At 73.8% G+C, this 14357-nt stretch carries 15 protein-coding genes; 7 read left to right on the forward strand and 8 right to left on the reverse strand.

What is annotated here, in order from left to right; genetic code table 11:
- Positions 1-3: 3 nt before the first annotated feature.
- The 3 genes from ACWDXC_RS22915 to ACWDXC_RS22925 all read right to left on the reverse strand — a co-directional run bounded on the left by ACWDXC_RS22915 (position 4) and on the right by ACWDXC_RS22925 (position 2599).
- A complete protein-coding gene (locus tag ACWDXC_RS22915) occupies positions 4-1020 on the reverse strand; it encodes a hypothetical protein (protein WP_449985129.1) in 1017 nt (338 codons plus the stop codon).
- A gap of 131 nt (positions 1021-1151) precedes the next feature.
- Entirely contained in the window at positions 1152-1916 is a 765-nt protein-coding gene (locus ACWDXC_RS22920) for a DUF4142 domain-containing protein (RefSeq protein ID WP_449985132.1), read from the reverse strand.
- A 98-nt stretch (positions 1917-2014) separates the two neighbouring features.
- Positions 2015-2599, reverse strand: a complete 585-nt coding sequence (locus ACWDXC_RS22925) for an ArsR/SmtB family transcription factor (RefSeq protein ID WP_449985135.1) — start codon at positions 2597-2599, stop codon at positions 2015-2017.
- Positions 2600-2668: 69 nt separating this feature from the next.
- On the opposite strand from ACWDXC_RS22925, the gene ACWDXC_RS22930 reads away from it, so the two are divergent.
- On the forward strand, positions 2669-3901 hold the full coding sequence (locus tag ACWDXC_RS22930) for an MFS transporter (RefSeq protein WP_449985138.1): 1233 nt from the start codon (positions 2669-2671) through the stop codon (positions 3899-3901).
- Between the two features lie 56 nt (positions 3902-3957).
- Positions 3958-4767, forward strand: coding sequence for a serine/threonine-protein kinase (locus ACWDXC_RS22935; RefSeq protein WP_219513351.1), 810 nt, complete (start codon positions 3958-3960; stop codon positions 4765-4767).
- Here the strand turns inward: ACWDXC_RS22935 and ACWDXC_RS22940 are convergent.
- A complete protein-coding gene (locus ACWDXC_RS22940; protein WP_449985142.1) occupies positions 4764-5531 on the reverse strand; it encodes a lysophospholipid acyltransferase family protein in 768 nt (255 codons plus the stop codon). The genes ACWDXC_RS22935 and ACWDXC_RS22940 overlap by 4 nt on opposite strands.
- A gap of 79 nt (positions 5532-5610) precedes the next feature.
- Here ACWDXC_RS22940 and dhaK point away from each other — a divergent pair, with 79 nt between their 5' ends.
- The 3 genes from dhaK to dhaM are packed head-to-tail and all read left to right on the forward strand — an operon-like array spanning position 5611 to position 7627.
- On the forward strand, positions 5611-6591 hold the full coding sequence (gene dhaK, locus ACWDXC_RS22945) for a dihydroxyacetone kinase subunit DhaK (RefSeq protein WP_449985145.1): 981 nt from the start codon (positions 5611-5613) through the stop codon (positions 6589-6591).
- Positions 6591-7253, forward strand: a complete 663-nt coding sequence (dhaL, locus tag ACWDXC_RS22950) for a dihydroxyacetone kinase subunit DhaL (protein WP_357590904.1) — start codon at positions 6591-6593, stop codon at positions 7251-7253. Before dhaK ends, dhaL begins: the two co-directional genes overlap by 1 nt.
- Positions 7253-7627 carry a dihydroxyacetone kinase phosphoryl donor subunit DhaM gene (gene dhaM / locus ACWDXC_RS22955; protein WP_449985147.1) on the forward strand — a complete coding sequence of 125 codons (375 nt, stop codon included), beginning with the start codon at positions 7253-7255 and terminating at the stop codon, positions 7625-7627. Before dhaL ends, dhaM begins: the two co-directional genes overlap by 1 nt.
- Here the strand turns inward: dhaM and ACWDXC_RS22960 are convergent.
- From ACWDXC_RS22960 to ACWDXC_RS22975, 4 genes are all read right to left on the reverse strand, one after another.
- Positions 7624-9294 (reverse strand): thiamine pyrophosphate-binding protein, encoded by a 1671-nt coding sequence (locus ACWDXC_RS22960; protein WP_449985150.1) that lies wholly within the window; start codon positions 9292-9294, stop codon positions 7624-7626. The genes dhaM and ACWDXC_RS22960 overlap by 4 nt on opposite strands.
- Complete coding sequence (locus ACWDXC_RS22965) at positions 9291-10091, reverse strand: cyclase family protein (protein ID WP_219513361.1); 801 nt, start codon at positions 10089-10091, stop codon at positions 9291-9293. Before ACWDXC_RS22965 ends, ACWDXC_RS22960 begins: the two co-directional genes overlap by 4 nt.
- A gap of 65 nt (positions 10092-10156) precedes the next feature.
- Positions 10157-10645: a hypothetical protein gene (locus ACWDXC_RS22970; RefSeq protein WP_449985153.1), complete on the reverse strand. Its 489-nt coding sequence runs from the start codon at positions 10643-10645 to the stop codon at positions 10157-10159.
- Between the two features lie 90 nt (positions 10646-10735).
- Positions 10736-11164: a CBS domain-containing protein gene (locus tag ACWDXC_RS22975; protein WP_219513364.1), complete on the reverse strand. Its 429-nt coding sequence runs from the start codon at positions 11162-11164 to the stop codon at positions 10736-10738.
- Positions 11165-11318: 154 nt separating this feature from the next.
- Here ACWDXC_RS22975 and ACWDXC_RS22980 point away from each other — a divergent pair, with 154 nt between their 5' ends.
- Together ACWDXC_RS22980 and ACWDXC_RS22985 are read left to right on the forward strand one after the other, a co-directional pair.
- On the forward strand, positions 11319-12713 hold the full coding sequence (locus ACWDXC_RS22980; RefSeq protein ID WP_449985156.1) for an aminopeptidase P family protein: 1395 nt from the start codon (positions 11319-11321) through the stop codon (positions 12711-12713).
- 96 nt (positions 12714-12809) lie between these two features.
- Positions 12810-14354, forward strand: coding sequence for an alpha/beta fold hydrolase (locus ACWDXC_RS22985; protein WP_449985159.1), 1545 nt, complete (start codon positions 12810-12812; stop codon positions 14352-14354).
- The last annotated feature ends 3 nt before the right edge of the window (positions 14355-14357 follow it).

Here is a 14357-nt window from a genome sequence, read left to right on the forward strand (position 1 = left end):
CCATTATGGTCGGCGGCGCGGCCGGATCGCGGCGGCGGGGTCGCGGCGCCGGGCCAGGTAGGCGAGCCCGGCGACGGCCAGGGCGGCGCCCCACAGCGGCCACAGCATCTCCGGCAGCCAGGCGCCCAGCTCGTCGACGGCTCCGGGCGGGCCGGCCTGCTCACCTGTGAGCTTCTTGCGTACGTACATCAGCCCGGCGGACGTGATGGGCACGGCGACGATCAGCGCCGCGTAGGCGGGAAGGCGGGCCGGGACGGGACGGCCGCGCAGGAACGGCACCCAGCGCGGCCAGATCTCGCCCCACGGCCGGACCAGGCCGAGCGTGAGGACCGCGCCGAGGAGGCCGAGCGTGGCGAGTCCCGCGCCGATCGGGGTGATCGAGGCGATGCTCGCGAGGAAGTCGTCGCTGATGCCGACGGGGATCCCGAGCAGCCAGCCGACGCGGGTGATCGCGTAGACGACGGGGACGGCGACCGCGACGGCGACGGCCCACCGCCCCGCCCGCAGCGCCCCCTCCGCGCCGCCGGCGCGCTGTGCCCCGTCCGCGCCGCCGGCGCGCTGCGCCCCCGGGAGCAGGGTGCGCGTTCCCAGCGCCATCAGGGCCACCCCGGCCGCCATCAGGATCAGCAGGTTGACCGTCGGCCAGGTCAGCATGGACACGATCAGCGAGAACTCGGCCTGCCCGGCGAGCACGGCCACGAGCATCACCGGCAGGTAGCCGGCGGTCATCATGATGCGCACGTCGGGCAGGAGCACCGCCAGCGCGGCGCCCGCCACGACGGCCACGACGGCGGCGGGCCGGGCGAGCGGCCCCCGGGCGGCGAGCGCGGCGACGACGCCCGCCACGAGCGCCGCCCCCGCCAGCGCGCCGCCCCCGGCCGCCGCCGGGAGGGGGTCGAGCAGCGTGTTGCCCACGCCCTCCCCGCCCGCGTCGAAGGGGTATCCGGGCCCGCCGGACGCCCAGAGGAGGCCGAGGACCAGGTAGCTCACCGACCAGGCGGCGACGATCACGAGGGGCACGGCGGAACGCCGGTGTCCTGGTTGAGAGGTGTTCACCCGGCCCAGAGTGCCGCCCCGCCGCCCCCGCGCACATCGTCACCAGGTCGCGCCGGGGTCATCCTCAGGTCGCGGCCGCAGGAAGAGGGCCCCGTTCAGACGGGCGGAGGGCTGGGGAAGGACTCGGGGCCGGTCAGGCCGGTGCTCTCCAGCAGGCGCTGGTGGTTGAGCACCGCCGCGTTGCACGTCTCGGCGAACTTGCGGACGAGCGTGTTCTGGGTGCTGCCGCGCACGGCGCCGATGAGGCCGAAGATCTGCCCGTGCGCCAGCCGCAGCCACTTCACGAACGTGACGTCGTAGTCGCGGCCCGACCTGCCGGAGATGTCGGCCATCCAGCGCTGCTGCGTCTCGGTCGGCTCCACCGGCAGCCGGATGTCGAACCGCTTGGCCAGCTCCCTGGCCTCGGCGTCGAGCCCGTGGTGCTGTTCGGCGATCTCGGCGCTGATCGTGCGCACCTTGGCGCTGGCGCCGCGCTGGACGGCCTCCTGCGCGATCGTCATCTCCCAGAGCGTGGCCAGCCGTACCTTCTTGATCAGGTCGCGGTCGGCGGGCGACAGCGGGCCGGACTCGGTGGGCCACGTGCGGTCGTCGCGCAGGCCGGGCGCGGGCGAGGCGGCCGGGGCGCCGGTGGGGGCGCCAGTGGCGTCGGGAGCGTCGGTGGGGTCGGTGAGGCTGGTGGCGGGCGGGGCCAGGCTCTCCTCCGGGATGTCGGTCTCCAGGAGGTCCGCCACCCGGGCGGTGTCGGCGCTGGGCAGGGCCGCCTGCCCGCCGCAGCCGGTCAGCAGCGCGGCGGCACACCAGGCGGCACAGCAGGCGGCACAGCAGGCGGCGAGCAGGGTACGGCCGCGTCGGGGTCGCACGTGCCCTCATCCCCTTCCGGTTCTCGCTGGTCGGCAGGAGGTACGCAGGCCGTCCCCGGCGCGTTCACCGGTATGCGCGGAAGTGATGAGGGCGGCCCCTAGGAGTCCGTCATGCCTGTGGGCAGGACGTCGAAGTGGATGACGACGTGCCCGGTGCCGGGGGTGTCGTGGGAGCGGCTGTCGGAGCGGGCCCGGTAGCGTTCCATCACCTCGAACACCTCGTCGCGCAGGTCGCGGGTCTCGTCGGGGGTCAGGCGCAGGGAGCGGCGGCCGAGGACGCTGGCCTCTACCCACTCCTTGGGCGTGCGCGGCTCCTCCTCGCGCCATCGGGACAGCTCGGCGCCGCGCCGCCGGACGAGGTCGTCGAGGAGGAACTCCAGCGCGCCGGCCGTCTCGGGGTCGCCGGGCGGGTCGCCGTAGGAGAAGCCGCCGGGCACCACCCGCCAGTACTTCTCCTTGCCTCGGCCCAGCTCGGGGGCGATCTCGATCATCCCGTGCCGGGCGAGTTCGCGCAGGTGGTAGCTGGTGGCGCCGGTGTTCTGCGTCACGAGGGCGGCGAGCCGGGTGGCGGTGGAGGGGCCGTGCTCGTCCAGCAGCTCGTACAGGCGCAGGCGGAGCGGGTGGGCGAAGGACTTGAGCGCGCTCGCGTCGAGTTTCCGCGCGGAAGGGCTCTTGCGGGACATCACTGTGCACACCTATCTTTGCAAAGGTTTGTTTGCACACTTTTCCTTACACACTATCGGAGTGTCCCGGTGAATCGATCGTTCGGCTTCCTGTTGTCGTCGGCCACGCTGTCGAACCTGGCCGACGGCGTGCTCAAGGTGGGCGCGCCGCTGCTGGCGGTGTCGTTCACCCGCTCCCCCGCGCAGGTCGCGCTCGTCGGCGCGGCCACCACGCTGCCGTGGCTGCTGTTCGCGCTGCCCGCCGGGGCGCTGGCCGACCGGCTGGACCGGCGGCGGATCATGGTGACGGCGAACGCGTTGCGCGCGGGCGTGCTCGTGGCCGCCGGGGCGCTGGCCGTGCTCGGGCTGATGAACCTGTGGGTCATGCTGGCCGCCGTGCTGCTGGCGAGCGTGGCCGAGGTGCTCGCCGACACCTCCGCGCAGTCCGTGCTGCCGATGGCGGTCGAGCCCCAGGCCCTCACGCGGGCCAACGGGCGGCTGCAGAGCGCCCAGATGATCGGCAACGAGTTCGCCGGCTCCCCGCTCGCGGGCGTCCTCGTCACCCTCCTGCCCGCCGCCGTCTTCGGCGGGCCCGGTCTCCTGTACGCCGCGGCCGGGCTGCTCCTGCTGGGCATGCGGGGCTCCTACCAGCCGGCGGGCGCCCGGCGGCCCATGGCCGGGGAGATCGCCGAGGCGCTGCGCTGGCTGTGGTCGCAGCGGTTCCTGCGGGCGCTGGCCCTGACCGCCGGGACGCTGAACTTCGCCACCGCCGCCTACTGGGGGGTGTTCGTGCTGTGGCTGGTCGGCGAGGAGTCGCGGTTCGGGCTGGAGCCGAGCGGCTACGGGCTCATGCTGACCGTGTTCGCCGCCGGGGCGGCGGCCGGGGCGCTGGTGTCGGAGCGGATCTCCGGGCTGCTCGGCGAGGGCCGGACGCTGATCGGCATGTGGCTGCTCAACACCCTGCTGCACCTGGTGCCGCTGTTCGTGCCCGTCACCTGGCTGCTCTACCCGACGGCGCTGCTGTGGGGCATCTCCAGCGCGGTGTCCAACGTGCTCGTCATCACCACCCGGCAGCGGCTGATCCCCACCGAGCTGCTGGGCCGGGTGAACGCCGCCTACCGGCTGATCGGCATGGGCGGGATGCCCGTCGGGGCCGCGCTCGGCGGCGTCCTGGGCGAGGCGGCCGGGCTGCCCGCGGTGTTCGGCGGGTCCGTCGTGCTGTCGCTCGTGGCCGTCGGCCTGCTCTGGCGTGTCGTTCGCGGGCGAATTTCCGCGCCGTTGACCAGCCAAGCTACGATTCCCGACATATCCAGATCACGTTAGGCACCCAAAGCTGCGCGCAGAGATGACATGATTACCCCTGTCAAAGAGGGGATGGTATGCGGCGGGAGATCGGCGGACGGTACCTCCTGAACGAGGAGGCCGGTCGTGGGGGCATGGGCGTCGTCTGGCGCGCGTTCGATCAGCTTCTGCACCGTGAGGTGGCGCTCAAGGAGCTGACGCTCGCCGGCGAGGCCGAGATGGTGCGCCGTCGTGTCCTTCGCGAGGCGAGGATGGCGGCCCGGCTCAGCCACCCCAACATCGTCACGGTCCACGACCTCATGGAAGAGGGCGGCAAGCTCTGGATCGTGATGGAGTATCTCGACGGGCTGTCGCTGCACCAGCTCCTGTCGCAGGTCGGCACGCTGCCGGCGCAGTCGGTGGCGGCCATCGGCCAGCACCTGCTCGCCGCGCTGCGCACCGCGCACCAGGCCGGCGTGCTGCACCGTGACGTCAAGCCCGCCAACGTCATGCTGACGGGCGAGCGGGTCGTGCTGAGCGACTTCGGCATAGCGACCGCCGAGGGTGACATCCGCATGACGACCTCGCGGCGGCTGCGCGGCACCCCCGCGTTCATGGCCCCCGAGCGACTCTACGGCGGCCCGGCCAGCAAGGAGGCCGACATGTGGTCGTTCGGCGCCACCCTCTACAGCGCCATCGAGGGCCAGCCGCCCTACCCGGGGCAGGACGCCGCGACCGTGCTCGGCATGGCCCGCAGCGGCCGGTTCCCGCCGCCGCGCCGGGCCGGCGTGATGCGCCCGCTCATCGAGGGCCTGCTGCACCACGACCCGGTGCGCCGCTTCACCCCGGAGCAGACCGCGGGGCTGCTGGCGGGCATGCGCGCCAGCAGCTATCAGGCGGCGATCTAGTCCTCCCGCTCGGCGGTCCCCCGCTTGGCGGCCCTGGCCTCGGCCTCGGCGGCGTCCATCGCGGCGGCCTCCTCCGGGGTCGGCGCGGTGCCGCCCAGGTGCGCCGGCTGCCACCACACGCCCGGCGGGATCTCCGGGTAGGTGCGCTGCGCCCGGTCGACCAGCGCCGTCAGCCGCTCGCGCAGGTCGGCCGCGTGCTCGTTGACGTCCTCGCCGCGCTTGGGGTGCATCGGCTCGCCGACCAGGATCGTGATCGGCACGTGCCGCTGGAGGAGCTGCTTCTTCCTGCCCTTGGTCCACAGCCGCTGGCTGCCCCACAGCGCCACCGGGATCACCGGCACCTTGGTCGCCTGCGCCATCCGGATCGCGCCGTTCTTGATCTCCTTGACGGTGAACGACCGGCTGATCGTGGCCTCGGCGAACACGCCCACCACCTCGCCCGCCTTCAGCATGCGCAGCGCCGTCGCGTAGGAGCCCGCGCCCGCCCCCCGGTCGACCGGGATGTGGTGCATGCCGCGCATCAGCGGCCCGGAGATCCGGTGGTCGAACACGTCCTGCTTGGCCATGAACCGCACCAGCCGCTTGGACGGCAGCGCGCCGAACCCGGCGAAGATGAAGTCCAGATAGCTGATGTGGTTGCTCACCAGCACCGCGCCGCCGGAACGCGGCACGTTGTCGGTGCCCTCCAAGTGGAAGCGGTAGTCGAGCACGCGAAAGAGGGTCCGCGCGGCGGCGATCACCGGCGGGTACACGATCTCAGCCATGTGCAGACGGTAGCCTACCCGGCCGGCCCTCCACGCCGGGGTGCTTGCCAGGGCGTCATAACGGGCAGATGTTCTCACCATGAAGAAGCTCATCAACACGGCCGAGTCCGTGGTTGAGGACGCGCTGAACGGCCTGGCCGCCGCCCATCCGTCCCTGCGGGTGCGCGACCGCGTGGTCTACCGGGCCGACGCGCCGAGGCCGGGGAAGGTGGCGCTGGTCTCCGGCGGCGGCTCCGGCCACGAGCCGCTGCACGCCGGCTTCGTCGGCCACGGCATGCTGGACGCCGCCTGCCCCGGCGACGTCTTCACCTCGCCGGTGCCCGACCAGATCCTCGACGCCACCAGGGCCGTCGACGGCGGCGCCGGGGTGCTCCACGTCGTCAAGAACTACACCGGCGACGTGCTCAACTTCGAGATGGCCGCCGAGCTGTGCGCGGGCGTCGAGGTCGCGAAGGTGATCGTCGACGACGACGTGGCCGTGCAGGACTCCCTCTACACCGCCGGGCGGCGCGGCACCGGGGCCACGGTGTTCGTGGAGAAGATCGCCGGGGCGCTGGCCGAGGAGGGCGCGCCGCTGGCCGAGGTGGCCCGGGTGGCCGCCGACGTGGACGGGCGCAGCCGCTCGTTCGGGATCGCGCTCACCTCCTGCGCCTCCCCCGCCGCCGGCAAGCCCACCTTCGACCTGCCCGACGACGAGGTGGAGCTCGGCATCGGCATCCACGGCGAGCCCGGCCGCGCCCGCGTCCCGCTGGTGTCGGCGCGCGAGCTGGCCGCGATCGCGATGGAGGCGATCCACGGCGACCTGCCGCTGCGCGGCGACCTGCTCGTCATGGTCAACGGCATGGGCTCGACCCCGCTGATGGAGCTGTACGTGGTCTTCGCCGAGGTGGAGTCGTTCGTGCGGGGCAAGGGGGCACGGGTGACGCGCTCGCTGGTGGGTAACTACGTGACGAGCCTGGACATGCAGGGCTTCTCGGTGACCGTGTGCCGGCTCGACGACGACCTGACGCGCCTTTGGGACGCACCGGTCGAGACTCCGGGGCTGCGCTGGGGGCGCTGATGGGCGGGATGGGCGAGCTGATGGACCGCGGGACGGGCGAGGGGATGGACACGGCGTTCTTCCTGGCCTGGTTCGAGGACGCGGGCCGGCTGGTGCGACTGCAGCGCGACCGGCTCACCGCGCTCGACGCCGCCATCGGCGACGCCGACCACGGCGCGAACCTCGACCGTGGTTTCACCGAGGTGCGGCAGGCGTTCGCCGAGTGGCCGCCCGCCACGCCCGTGCAGGCGCTGGTGTCCGCCGGCACGACCCTGATCCGCCGCGTCGGCGGGGCCTCGGGTCCCCTGTACGGGTCGGCGTTCCGGCAGATGGGCAAGAGCATGGACTCGCCGGTCACGCTGGCCGTGTTCGCCGCGGCGTTCGAGTCGGGGGTGCGGGCGGTGGAACGGCTGGGCAAGGCGGCGCAGGGCGACAAGACGATGCTGGACGCGCTGGTGCCCGCCTCCCGGGAGCTGACGCGGGCCGTACAGGAGGAGATCGCGGCGCGGGAGGCGTTCGAGCGGGCGGCCCGCGCTGCCGAGGAGGGGGCGCGGGCGACGATCCCGCTGCGGGCCCGCCGGGGCCGCGCCAGCTATCTCGGCGAGCGCAGCGTCGGCCACGAGGACCCCGGGGCGGCCTCGGCGGCGATCATCATGGCGGCGCTGGCGGCGGTGGCGTCCTGATGGTCGGGCTCATCCTCATCTCGCACAGCGCCGGGCTGGCCGCCGAGGTGGCCTCGCTGGCCCGGTGCATCGCCGGCGAGCGGGTGCGCGTCGCCGCGTGCGGCGGCACCGGCGACGGCCGCACCGGCACCAGCGTGGACCTCATCGACCAGGCCGTCGAGCAGGTCGACGAGGGCGACGGCGTGGTGCTCATCCCCGACCTCGGCAGCTCGGTGCTGACCGCCAGGCTGCTGGTGGAGCCGGGCCGGGTGGTGCTGGCCGACGTGCCGTTCGTGGAGGGCGCGATCGCCGCCGCCGTCGCGGCGGGCGGCGGCGCGCCGCTGGCCACCGTGCTGTCGGCCGCCGAGGAGGCCCGCACCCAGCGCAAGCTCTAGTGGCCCCGGAACGCCTCCTCCAGCCACCAGGAGGCGCGCTCCCGGGTGACCTGGGCGTGCACCAGCAGCGGCCGGTCGCGCGGCCCCTTCAGCCAGTCGGCCACCCCGGCCAGGTCCGCCGCCGCGCCCACGGTCACCGCCGCGAACCCGTGCCCGCGCGCCACCGCCGCAAGGTCGGCCGGCGGGAACCGCACGGTGTCGAGCGGGTCGCCGCCCGGCCCGAAGTGGTGCACCTCCGCGCCGTAGGCCTCGTCGTCGTACACCACGACCACCATCGGCAGGCCGAGCCGCACGACGGTCTCCAGCTCGGCCGCGCCCATCCAGGCGCCGCCGTCGCCGAGCGCCGCCACCGTCAGCCGGTCCGGGCGTGCCACGGCCGCGCCGATCGCGCCGGCCAGGCCCAGCCCGACGGCCTGGAACGCCTGGGTGAAGCAGAACCCGGCCTCGTCGGGGACATCCATGAACATCGCCGGATACCCCATGAAATTTCCGGAATCGGTGACCACGGTGCGCTCGGCGGGCAGCAGGTCGTCCAGGCCGATGCTGAGCGTCCTCGGGTCGATCCGGCCGCCGCCGCTCTCGTCCTGGTACGGCACGTCCCGCCACCGGCCCTCCTCCCGGATCCGCCGCGCCACCTCCGCCGACCGGTAGCCCGCGGACGGCTGCCCGGCCGCGAGGGCGTCCCCGGCCGCGCGCGCCACCACGGCCACGTCCCCGATGACCCCCAGGTCGGCGCGCACGTGCCTGCCGACGGCCTCGGGCTCCAGGTCCACCTGCACGACCGTGGCGTCCGGGCCGATGAGCGCGCCGTGGCGGGTGGTCCACATGTTCAGCGCGCACCCCCAGCCCACCACCAGGTCGGCCTCGCGGATCAGCTCGGCGGCCAGCGGCGTGGCGAACCCGCCGCTCACGTCCAGGTCCCACGGGCTGCCCCGGAACAGGCCCCGGGCGACCGCCGAGGTCGCCAGCAGCGCCCCGGCCCGCCCGGCCAGCTCCTCCACCTCGGCCCGCGCCCGCCTGGCCCCGCGCCCCGCCACGAACACCGGCCGCCGCGCCTCCCGCAACAACCGCGCGAGCTCCGCCACCCTGGCGCGAAGATCTTCCTGGCCGGTGGCGGGCCCCTCCAGGGCGGCGCCCCCTCGGTCCGGGACTTCTTCGACGCGGGAGGACTCCGTACGGGCCTCGGCGTCGGCGGCCTGGAGGTCCAGGGGAAGGTTGAGCAGGACGGTGCGGCGGTCGTCGCGGGCCAGGCGGAACGCCTCCAGGGCCTCGGCGACGGCCGTGGCCGGGGAGGTGACGCGCAGGGCGACGGCGCCCACGGAGCGGGCCAGGGCGTCCTGGTCGACGTGGAAGTTGGAGCGCGCGTCGGTGGCCTCGCCGGCCAGCACGACGAGCGGGGTGCGGCTCTTGGCGGCCTCGGCGATGCCGGTGACCGCGTTGGTGAGCCCGGGCCCCTGGTGGACGGTGACGACGCCGACGTGGCCGCTCGTACGGGCGTAGGCGTCGGCCATGGTGGCCGCGCCGCCTTCGTGGCGGGCGGCGACGAAGCGCGCGCCGTGCCGTACGAGGGCGTTGGTGACGTGGAAGTTGCCGCTGCCGACCACCCCGAACGCGACGCGGGCCCCGGCGGCGGCCAGGGCCCGCCCGACGGCCTCGGCGACGGTCACCGTGCCTGCCCGGCCTCGCCGCCGCCGCGCTCGACGAGGGCGAGCACGCGTACGGGGCTGCCGGAGCCGCCGAGGATGGGCAGCGGCGGCGCGACGACGACGGCGCCGGTCACCGGGAGCCGGTCGAGGTTGCGCAGCTGGGTGAGGCCGTACTTGCCGGCTCCCAGCAGGTAGGAGTGGCACGGGAAGGCGGGGTCGAAGGAGTGGGCGGCGCCCGCGTCGGTGCCGACGGTCTCGACGCCGAGCCCGAGCACGGGCGTCTCCTCGGCCAGCCAGCGGGCGCACTCGACGGAGATGCCGGGCGTGTGCGGGCCGGTCTCGTCGGCGTTGAGGAACGCGGCCTGGTCGCCGGAGCGGGAGTCCCAGCCGGTGCGGTAGAGGAGCCAGCCGCCGTCGGGGAGCGGGCCGTTGGCGCGTTCCCATTCCTTGACGTGGTCGACCTGGAGGAGGAAGTCGGGGTCCTTGGCGGCCTCGGCGGCGAAGTCGAGGACGACGGCGGGGGCGAGCAGGCTCGTCACGGGCACCTGGGACACGTCCTGGCCGTCGCGGGCGGTGACCCAGTGGACGGGGGCGTCGAAGTGGGTGCCGGTGTGCTCGCCGGTGTGGATGTCGTTCCAGTACCAGGCGGGGCCGCGGTCGTCGTAGCGGCTGATCTCCTCCAGGCGGAACGGGATCGTGTTGCCGAACGGCTCGGGGAGCTGGAGGATCGGCGTGTCCGAGGAGAGGGGCGCGGTCAGGTCGATCACCTCGATCGAGCCGTTCCGTACGCTGTCCACGAAGCTCCGCAACACCGACATGTCATCCTCCTAGGTGGGCTGAGGGAATCCTCCTACGTGCGGTGTGGCCTCCGCAAACACCTGCTTCACGCCTTGGTCCACTCGGCGCAGCCGCCGGTCTGGAACGACTTGTCGGTGGCGAGGATGGTGACGGTGGCGGGGCCGGTCGGCATGCCGGCGTCGATCACGTCGGCGATCGAGGCGGTGGTGCCCTTCATCCGGGCCCAGTAGCAGCTCTGGGAGGCGGTGACGGGGCCGGTGGTGCGGTAGGTGCCGGGCTGGATGTCGACGCCGACGACCAGGGTGCGGAGCGTGGCGTTGCCGCCGCCGGGCCCGGCGGTCACGGGCGGCGTGCCGGTGCCCGGGGGCTGCGCGCCGGTGTCGGGCGTGCCGGTGTCGGGCGCGCCGGTGTCGGGCGCGCCCGTGCCGGGAGCCTCGGTGGCCGTCGGAGCGGGCTCCGGCTCGGCCGTCGGCCCCTCGACCGTCACCGTGACCCGGGGCGCGGGTGGGGCGGCCGTCTCCCCCGAGCCGAGCCCGGCGAAGAAGCCGATCAGGAACCCCAGCACACCGGTCATCCCCGACACCAGCAGGATGATCGTCGGGCTGCTGGACGCGCGAGGGTATTCGGGAGGCCCGTACATCACCCGACCAGGGTCCCACCCCGGTCAGCGGTGAAGATAGTCCACCAGCGACGCCTTCTCGGTCTCCAGCTCCTCGATCGCGCTCTTGACCACGTCGCCGATGCTGACGATGCCGACCAGGCGGCCGTCCTCGACCACGGGCATGTGCCGCACCCGGTGCGTGGTCATGATCTTGCGCAGCTCGTCGACCCGGTCGCCGGGCGCGACGGTGCGCACCTCGGCCGTCATGATCGACGACACCGGCTCGGCGAGGATGGCGGCGCCCCGGTCGTGCAGGCGGCGCACCACGTCGCGTTCGGACACGATGCCGTCGATGGTCACGCCGTCGGCGGAGACCACGACGGCGCCGATGTTGTGCTCGGCGAGCTTGTCCAGCAGGTCGCGGACGGTGGCCTCCGGCGCCACCGTCGTGACGCCGCTTCCCTTGCCGCGCAGGATCGTCCCGATGAGCATCTGCACCACCTCGGCTCTGAGTTACCCCGGCGGGCACCCGGTTAAGCGCTTGTCGTCCCAGGCAAGCAACCGGGTGGGAGCCCGTCAAGGAGTCACGTAAGCTGCCGTACCGAAAGTCCGGGATAATCACGATCCACCTGCGGAGAGACACCTGATGAACGAGCCGCTCAACACCGGGAGCCACGACCTGCCGATCACCGGGGAGCTGGCCGCGTTCATGCGGACCGGGTGGGCCGACACCCGGCGCACGGACGTCACGGCGCTGCCGGTCGCGCCGTGGGCGGCCAAGCGGCGGGCGGCGCTGGCGAGCCGGTTCCCCGGGGAGCGGCTGGTGGTGCCGTCGGGGCGGCTCAAGGTCCGCAGCAACGACAGCGACTACCGCTTCCGCCCGCACAGCGCGTACGCGTACCTGACGGGCGCGGGCGAGCCGGACGACGTGCTCGTGATCGAGCCGTCCGGCGAGGCGCGGCTGTACGTCAGGCCGCGCTCGCCCCGCGAGGAGGGCGAGGAGTTCTACCGCGACCGCCGCTACGGCGAGTTCTGGGTGGGCCGCAGGCCGGACCTGGCCGAGGCGTCGGAGCTGTACCAGGTGGACTGCGCGCACATCCGTGAGCTGGACCTGAAGGGCTCGGCGCGGGTGCTGCGCGGCGTGGACGCCGCCGTGGACGCGATGGTGGCGCCCGGCGACGGCGACGCCGAGTTCGAGGGCTTCCTGTCGGAGATGCGGCTGATCAAGGACGAGTGGGAGGTCGGCGAGCTGCAGGGGGCGGTCGACGCCACCGCGCGCGGCTTCGAGGACGTGGTGCGCGCCCTGCCCGCGGCGCTCGGCCACCCGCGCGGCGAGCGCTATCTGGAGGGCGTGTTCGGGCTGCGCTCGCGGCTGGAGGGCAACGCGACCGGCTACGACAGCATCGTGGCCTCGGGGGCGCACGCCTGCGTGCTGCACTGGATCCGCAACGACGGCCCGCTCGACCCGGCGCACCTGCTGCTGCTCGACGCGGGCGTGGAGTCCGACACGCTCTACACCGCCGACGTCACCCGCACGCTGCCGCTGTCGGGCCGGTTCGGGCCGGTGCAGCGGCAGGTGTACGAGCTGGTGTACGAGGCGCAGGCGGCCGCGATCGCCACGCTGCGGCCCGGCGCCCGCTTCCGCGACTTCCACCAGGCGGCCATGCGCGTCATCTGCGAGGGGCTGAACGACTGGGGCCTGCTCAAGGAGTCGCCCGACACGCTCATGGAGACGGGCCTGTACCGCCGCTACACGCTGTGCAGCAGCGGCCACATGCTCGGCCTGGACGTGCACGACTGCGCCAGGGCGCGCGCCGAGGTCTATCTCGACGGCGTCCTGGAGGAGGGCCAGGTGCTCACCGTCGAGCCCGGCCTGTACCTGCAGCCGGACGATCTCACCCTGCCGGAGGAGTTCCGCGGCCTGGGCGTGCGGATCGAGGACGACCTGGTCATCACGGCCGACGGCGCCCGTCTGATGTCCGGCGCGCTGCCCCGCCACCCCGACGAGGTGGAGGACTGGATGGCCGGTCTGCTGCGCTGATGTCGGCCTGGAGGATGACATCCGTTTCGTCCTCCAGTCGGATGGTCTTGTCGGAAGATCCGGTCGATGATCGGATCCCCGACGATTGGACGCGCAGTGCGAAGACCTGTCCTGATCCTCTCGCTCCTTCCCGCCCTCGTCCTCAGCCTTCTCGCGCCCCTGACGCCGGCAACGGCGAGCGCGGGCGCGGGCGCGATCTCCTGGGCTCCGTGCGCCGAGGACCCGTCGGCCGAGTGCGGCACGCTGACCGTGCCCGTCGACTGGCGCAAGCCGCGCGGCGAGACGTTCGAGCTCGCGCTGGCCCGGCGCAAGGCGAGCGATCCGGCGGCCCGGATCGGCTCGCTCGTCATCAACCCGGGCGGCCCCGGCGGCTCCGGCGTGGACGCCGTGGTGGGCGACTACCTCGGCTTCACCCCGGAGATCACCAGCCGCTTCGACGTGGTGGGCTTCGACCCCCGCGGCGTGGCGCGCAGCCATCCGGTCCTGTGCTCGCTGGAGCTGGCCCTCCAGGCGCCCGACCCGCTGTCGATCAAGGACCAGGCCGGGTTCGACGCGCTGCTGGCGCACAACCGGCGCTACCGCGACGACTGCCGGGCCCGCACCGGGCCGCTGTTCGACCACGTCGACACCGGCAGCGTGGTGCGCGACCTCGACGCCCTGCGCGCCGCGCTCGGCGACGACAAGCTCACCTACTACGGCATCTCCTACGGCACGCTCATCGGCCAGCTCTACGCCGAGCGCTTCCCGCACCGGATCCGCGCGCTGGCGCTCGACAGCAACATGGACCACAGCCTGGGCACGCGGGCGTTCCTCGACACCGAGTCGTGGACCGCGCAGGACTCCTTCGACGAGTTCGTCGCCTGGTGCGAGCGCACCCGGACGTGCGCGCTGCACGGCAGGGACGTGCGGGCCGTCTGGGCGGACCTGCTGGCGCGGGCGGAGCTCGGCGAGCTGAGCCTGCCGGGCTCCCCGGAGATCAAGCTGGGCAAGCTCGACCTGATCGGGCAGGCGTTCGGCGCGTTCTACGGCCCGGCGTTCAAGGAGCTGGCCGAGTTCCTGGTGGCGGTGGAGAGCGGCGCGCCGACCGCCCGCCCGATCCTGACCCAGCCCTCCTCCGCCTCGTCGGCCGAGGAGACGATCAACGATCCGACGCGCGTCTTCTGCCAGGACTACCTGCTGCCCATCCGCGACTACCGCGCCTACGAGCAGCACCTGCGCAGGTCCGCGCGCATCGCGCCGGACATGCTGGTGAGCGCGGCGGCGCACCCGATCACCGCGGCGTGCCTGGGCACCGAGGCGCCGATCCCCAACCCGCAGCACCGGCTGCGCGTCGACGGCACGCCCCCGCTGCTGCTGGGCAACGCCCTGCACGATCCGGCCACGGGCTACCCGTGGGCGGTGAGCGCGGCGCGGCAGATCGGCCGTGAGGCCCGGCTGATCACCTACGAGGGCTGGGGTCACGGCATCTACGGCCGCGGCGACTGCCCGACGCGGGCGATCGACGCCTACCTGGTCTCCGTCGACCCGCCGGAGCGGGGCCTGCGGTGCCAGGCCGTGCCGCCGGCCGAGGTGTCCGCCCTGCGTCACCGGCCGCCGACCGGCCCGATCCCCGGGCTGCCCGGCTACCGCCTCACCCGATGACGG

This window comes from Nonomuraea sp. NPDC003214 (genome assembly GCF_053590035.1).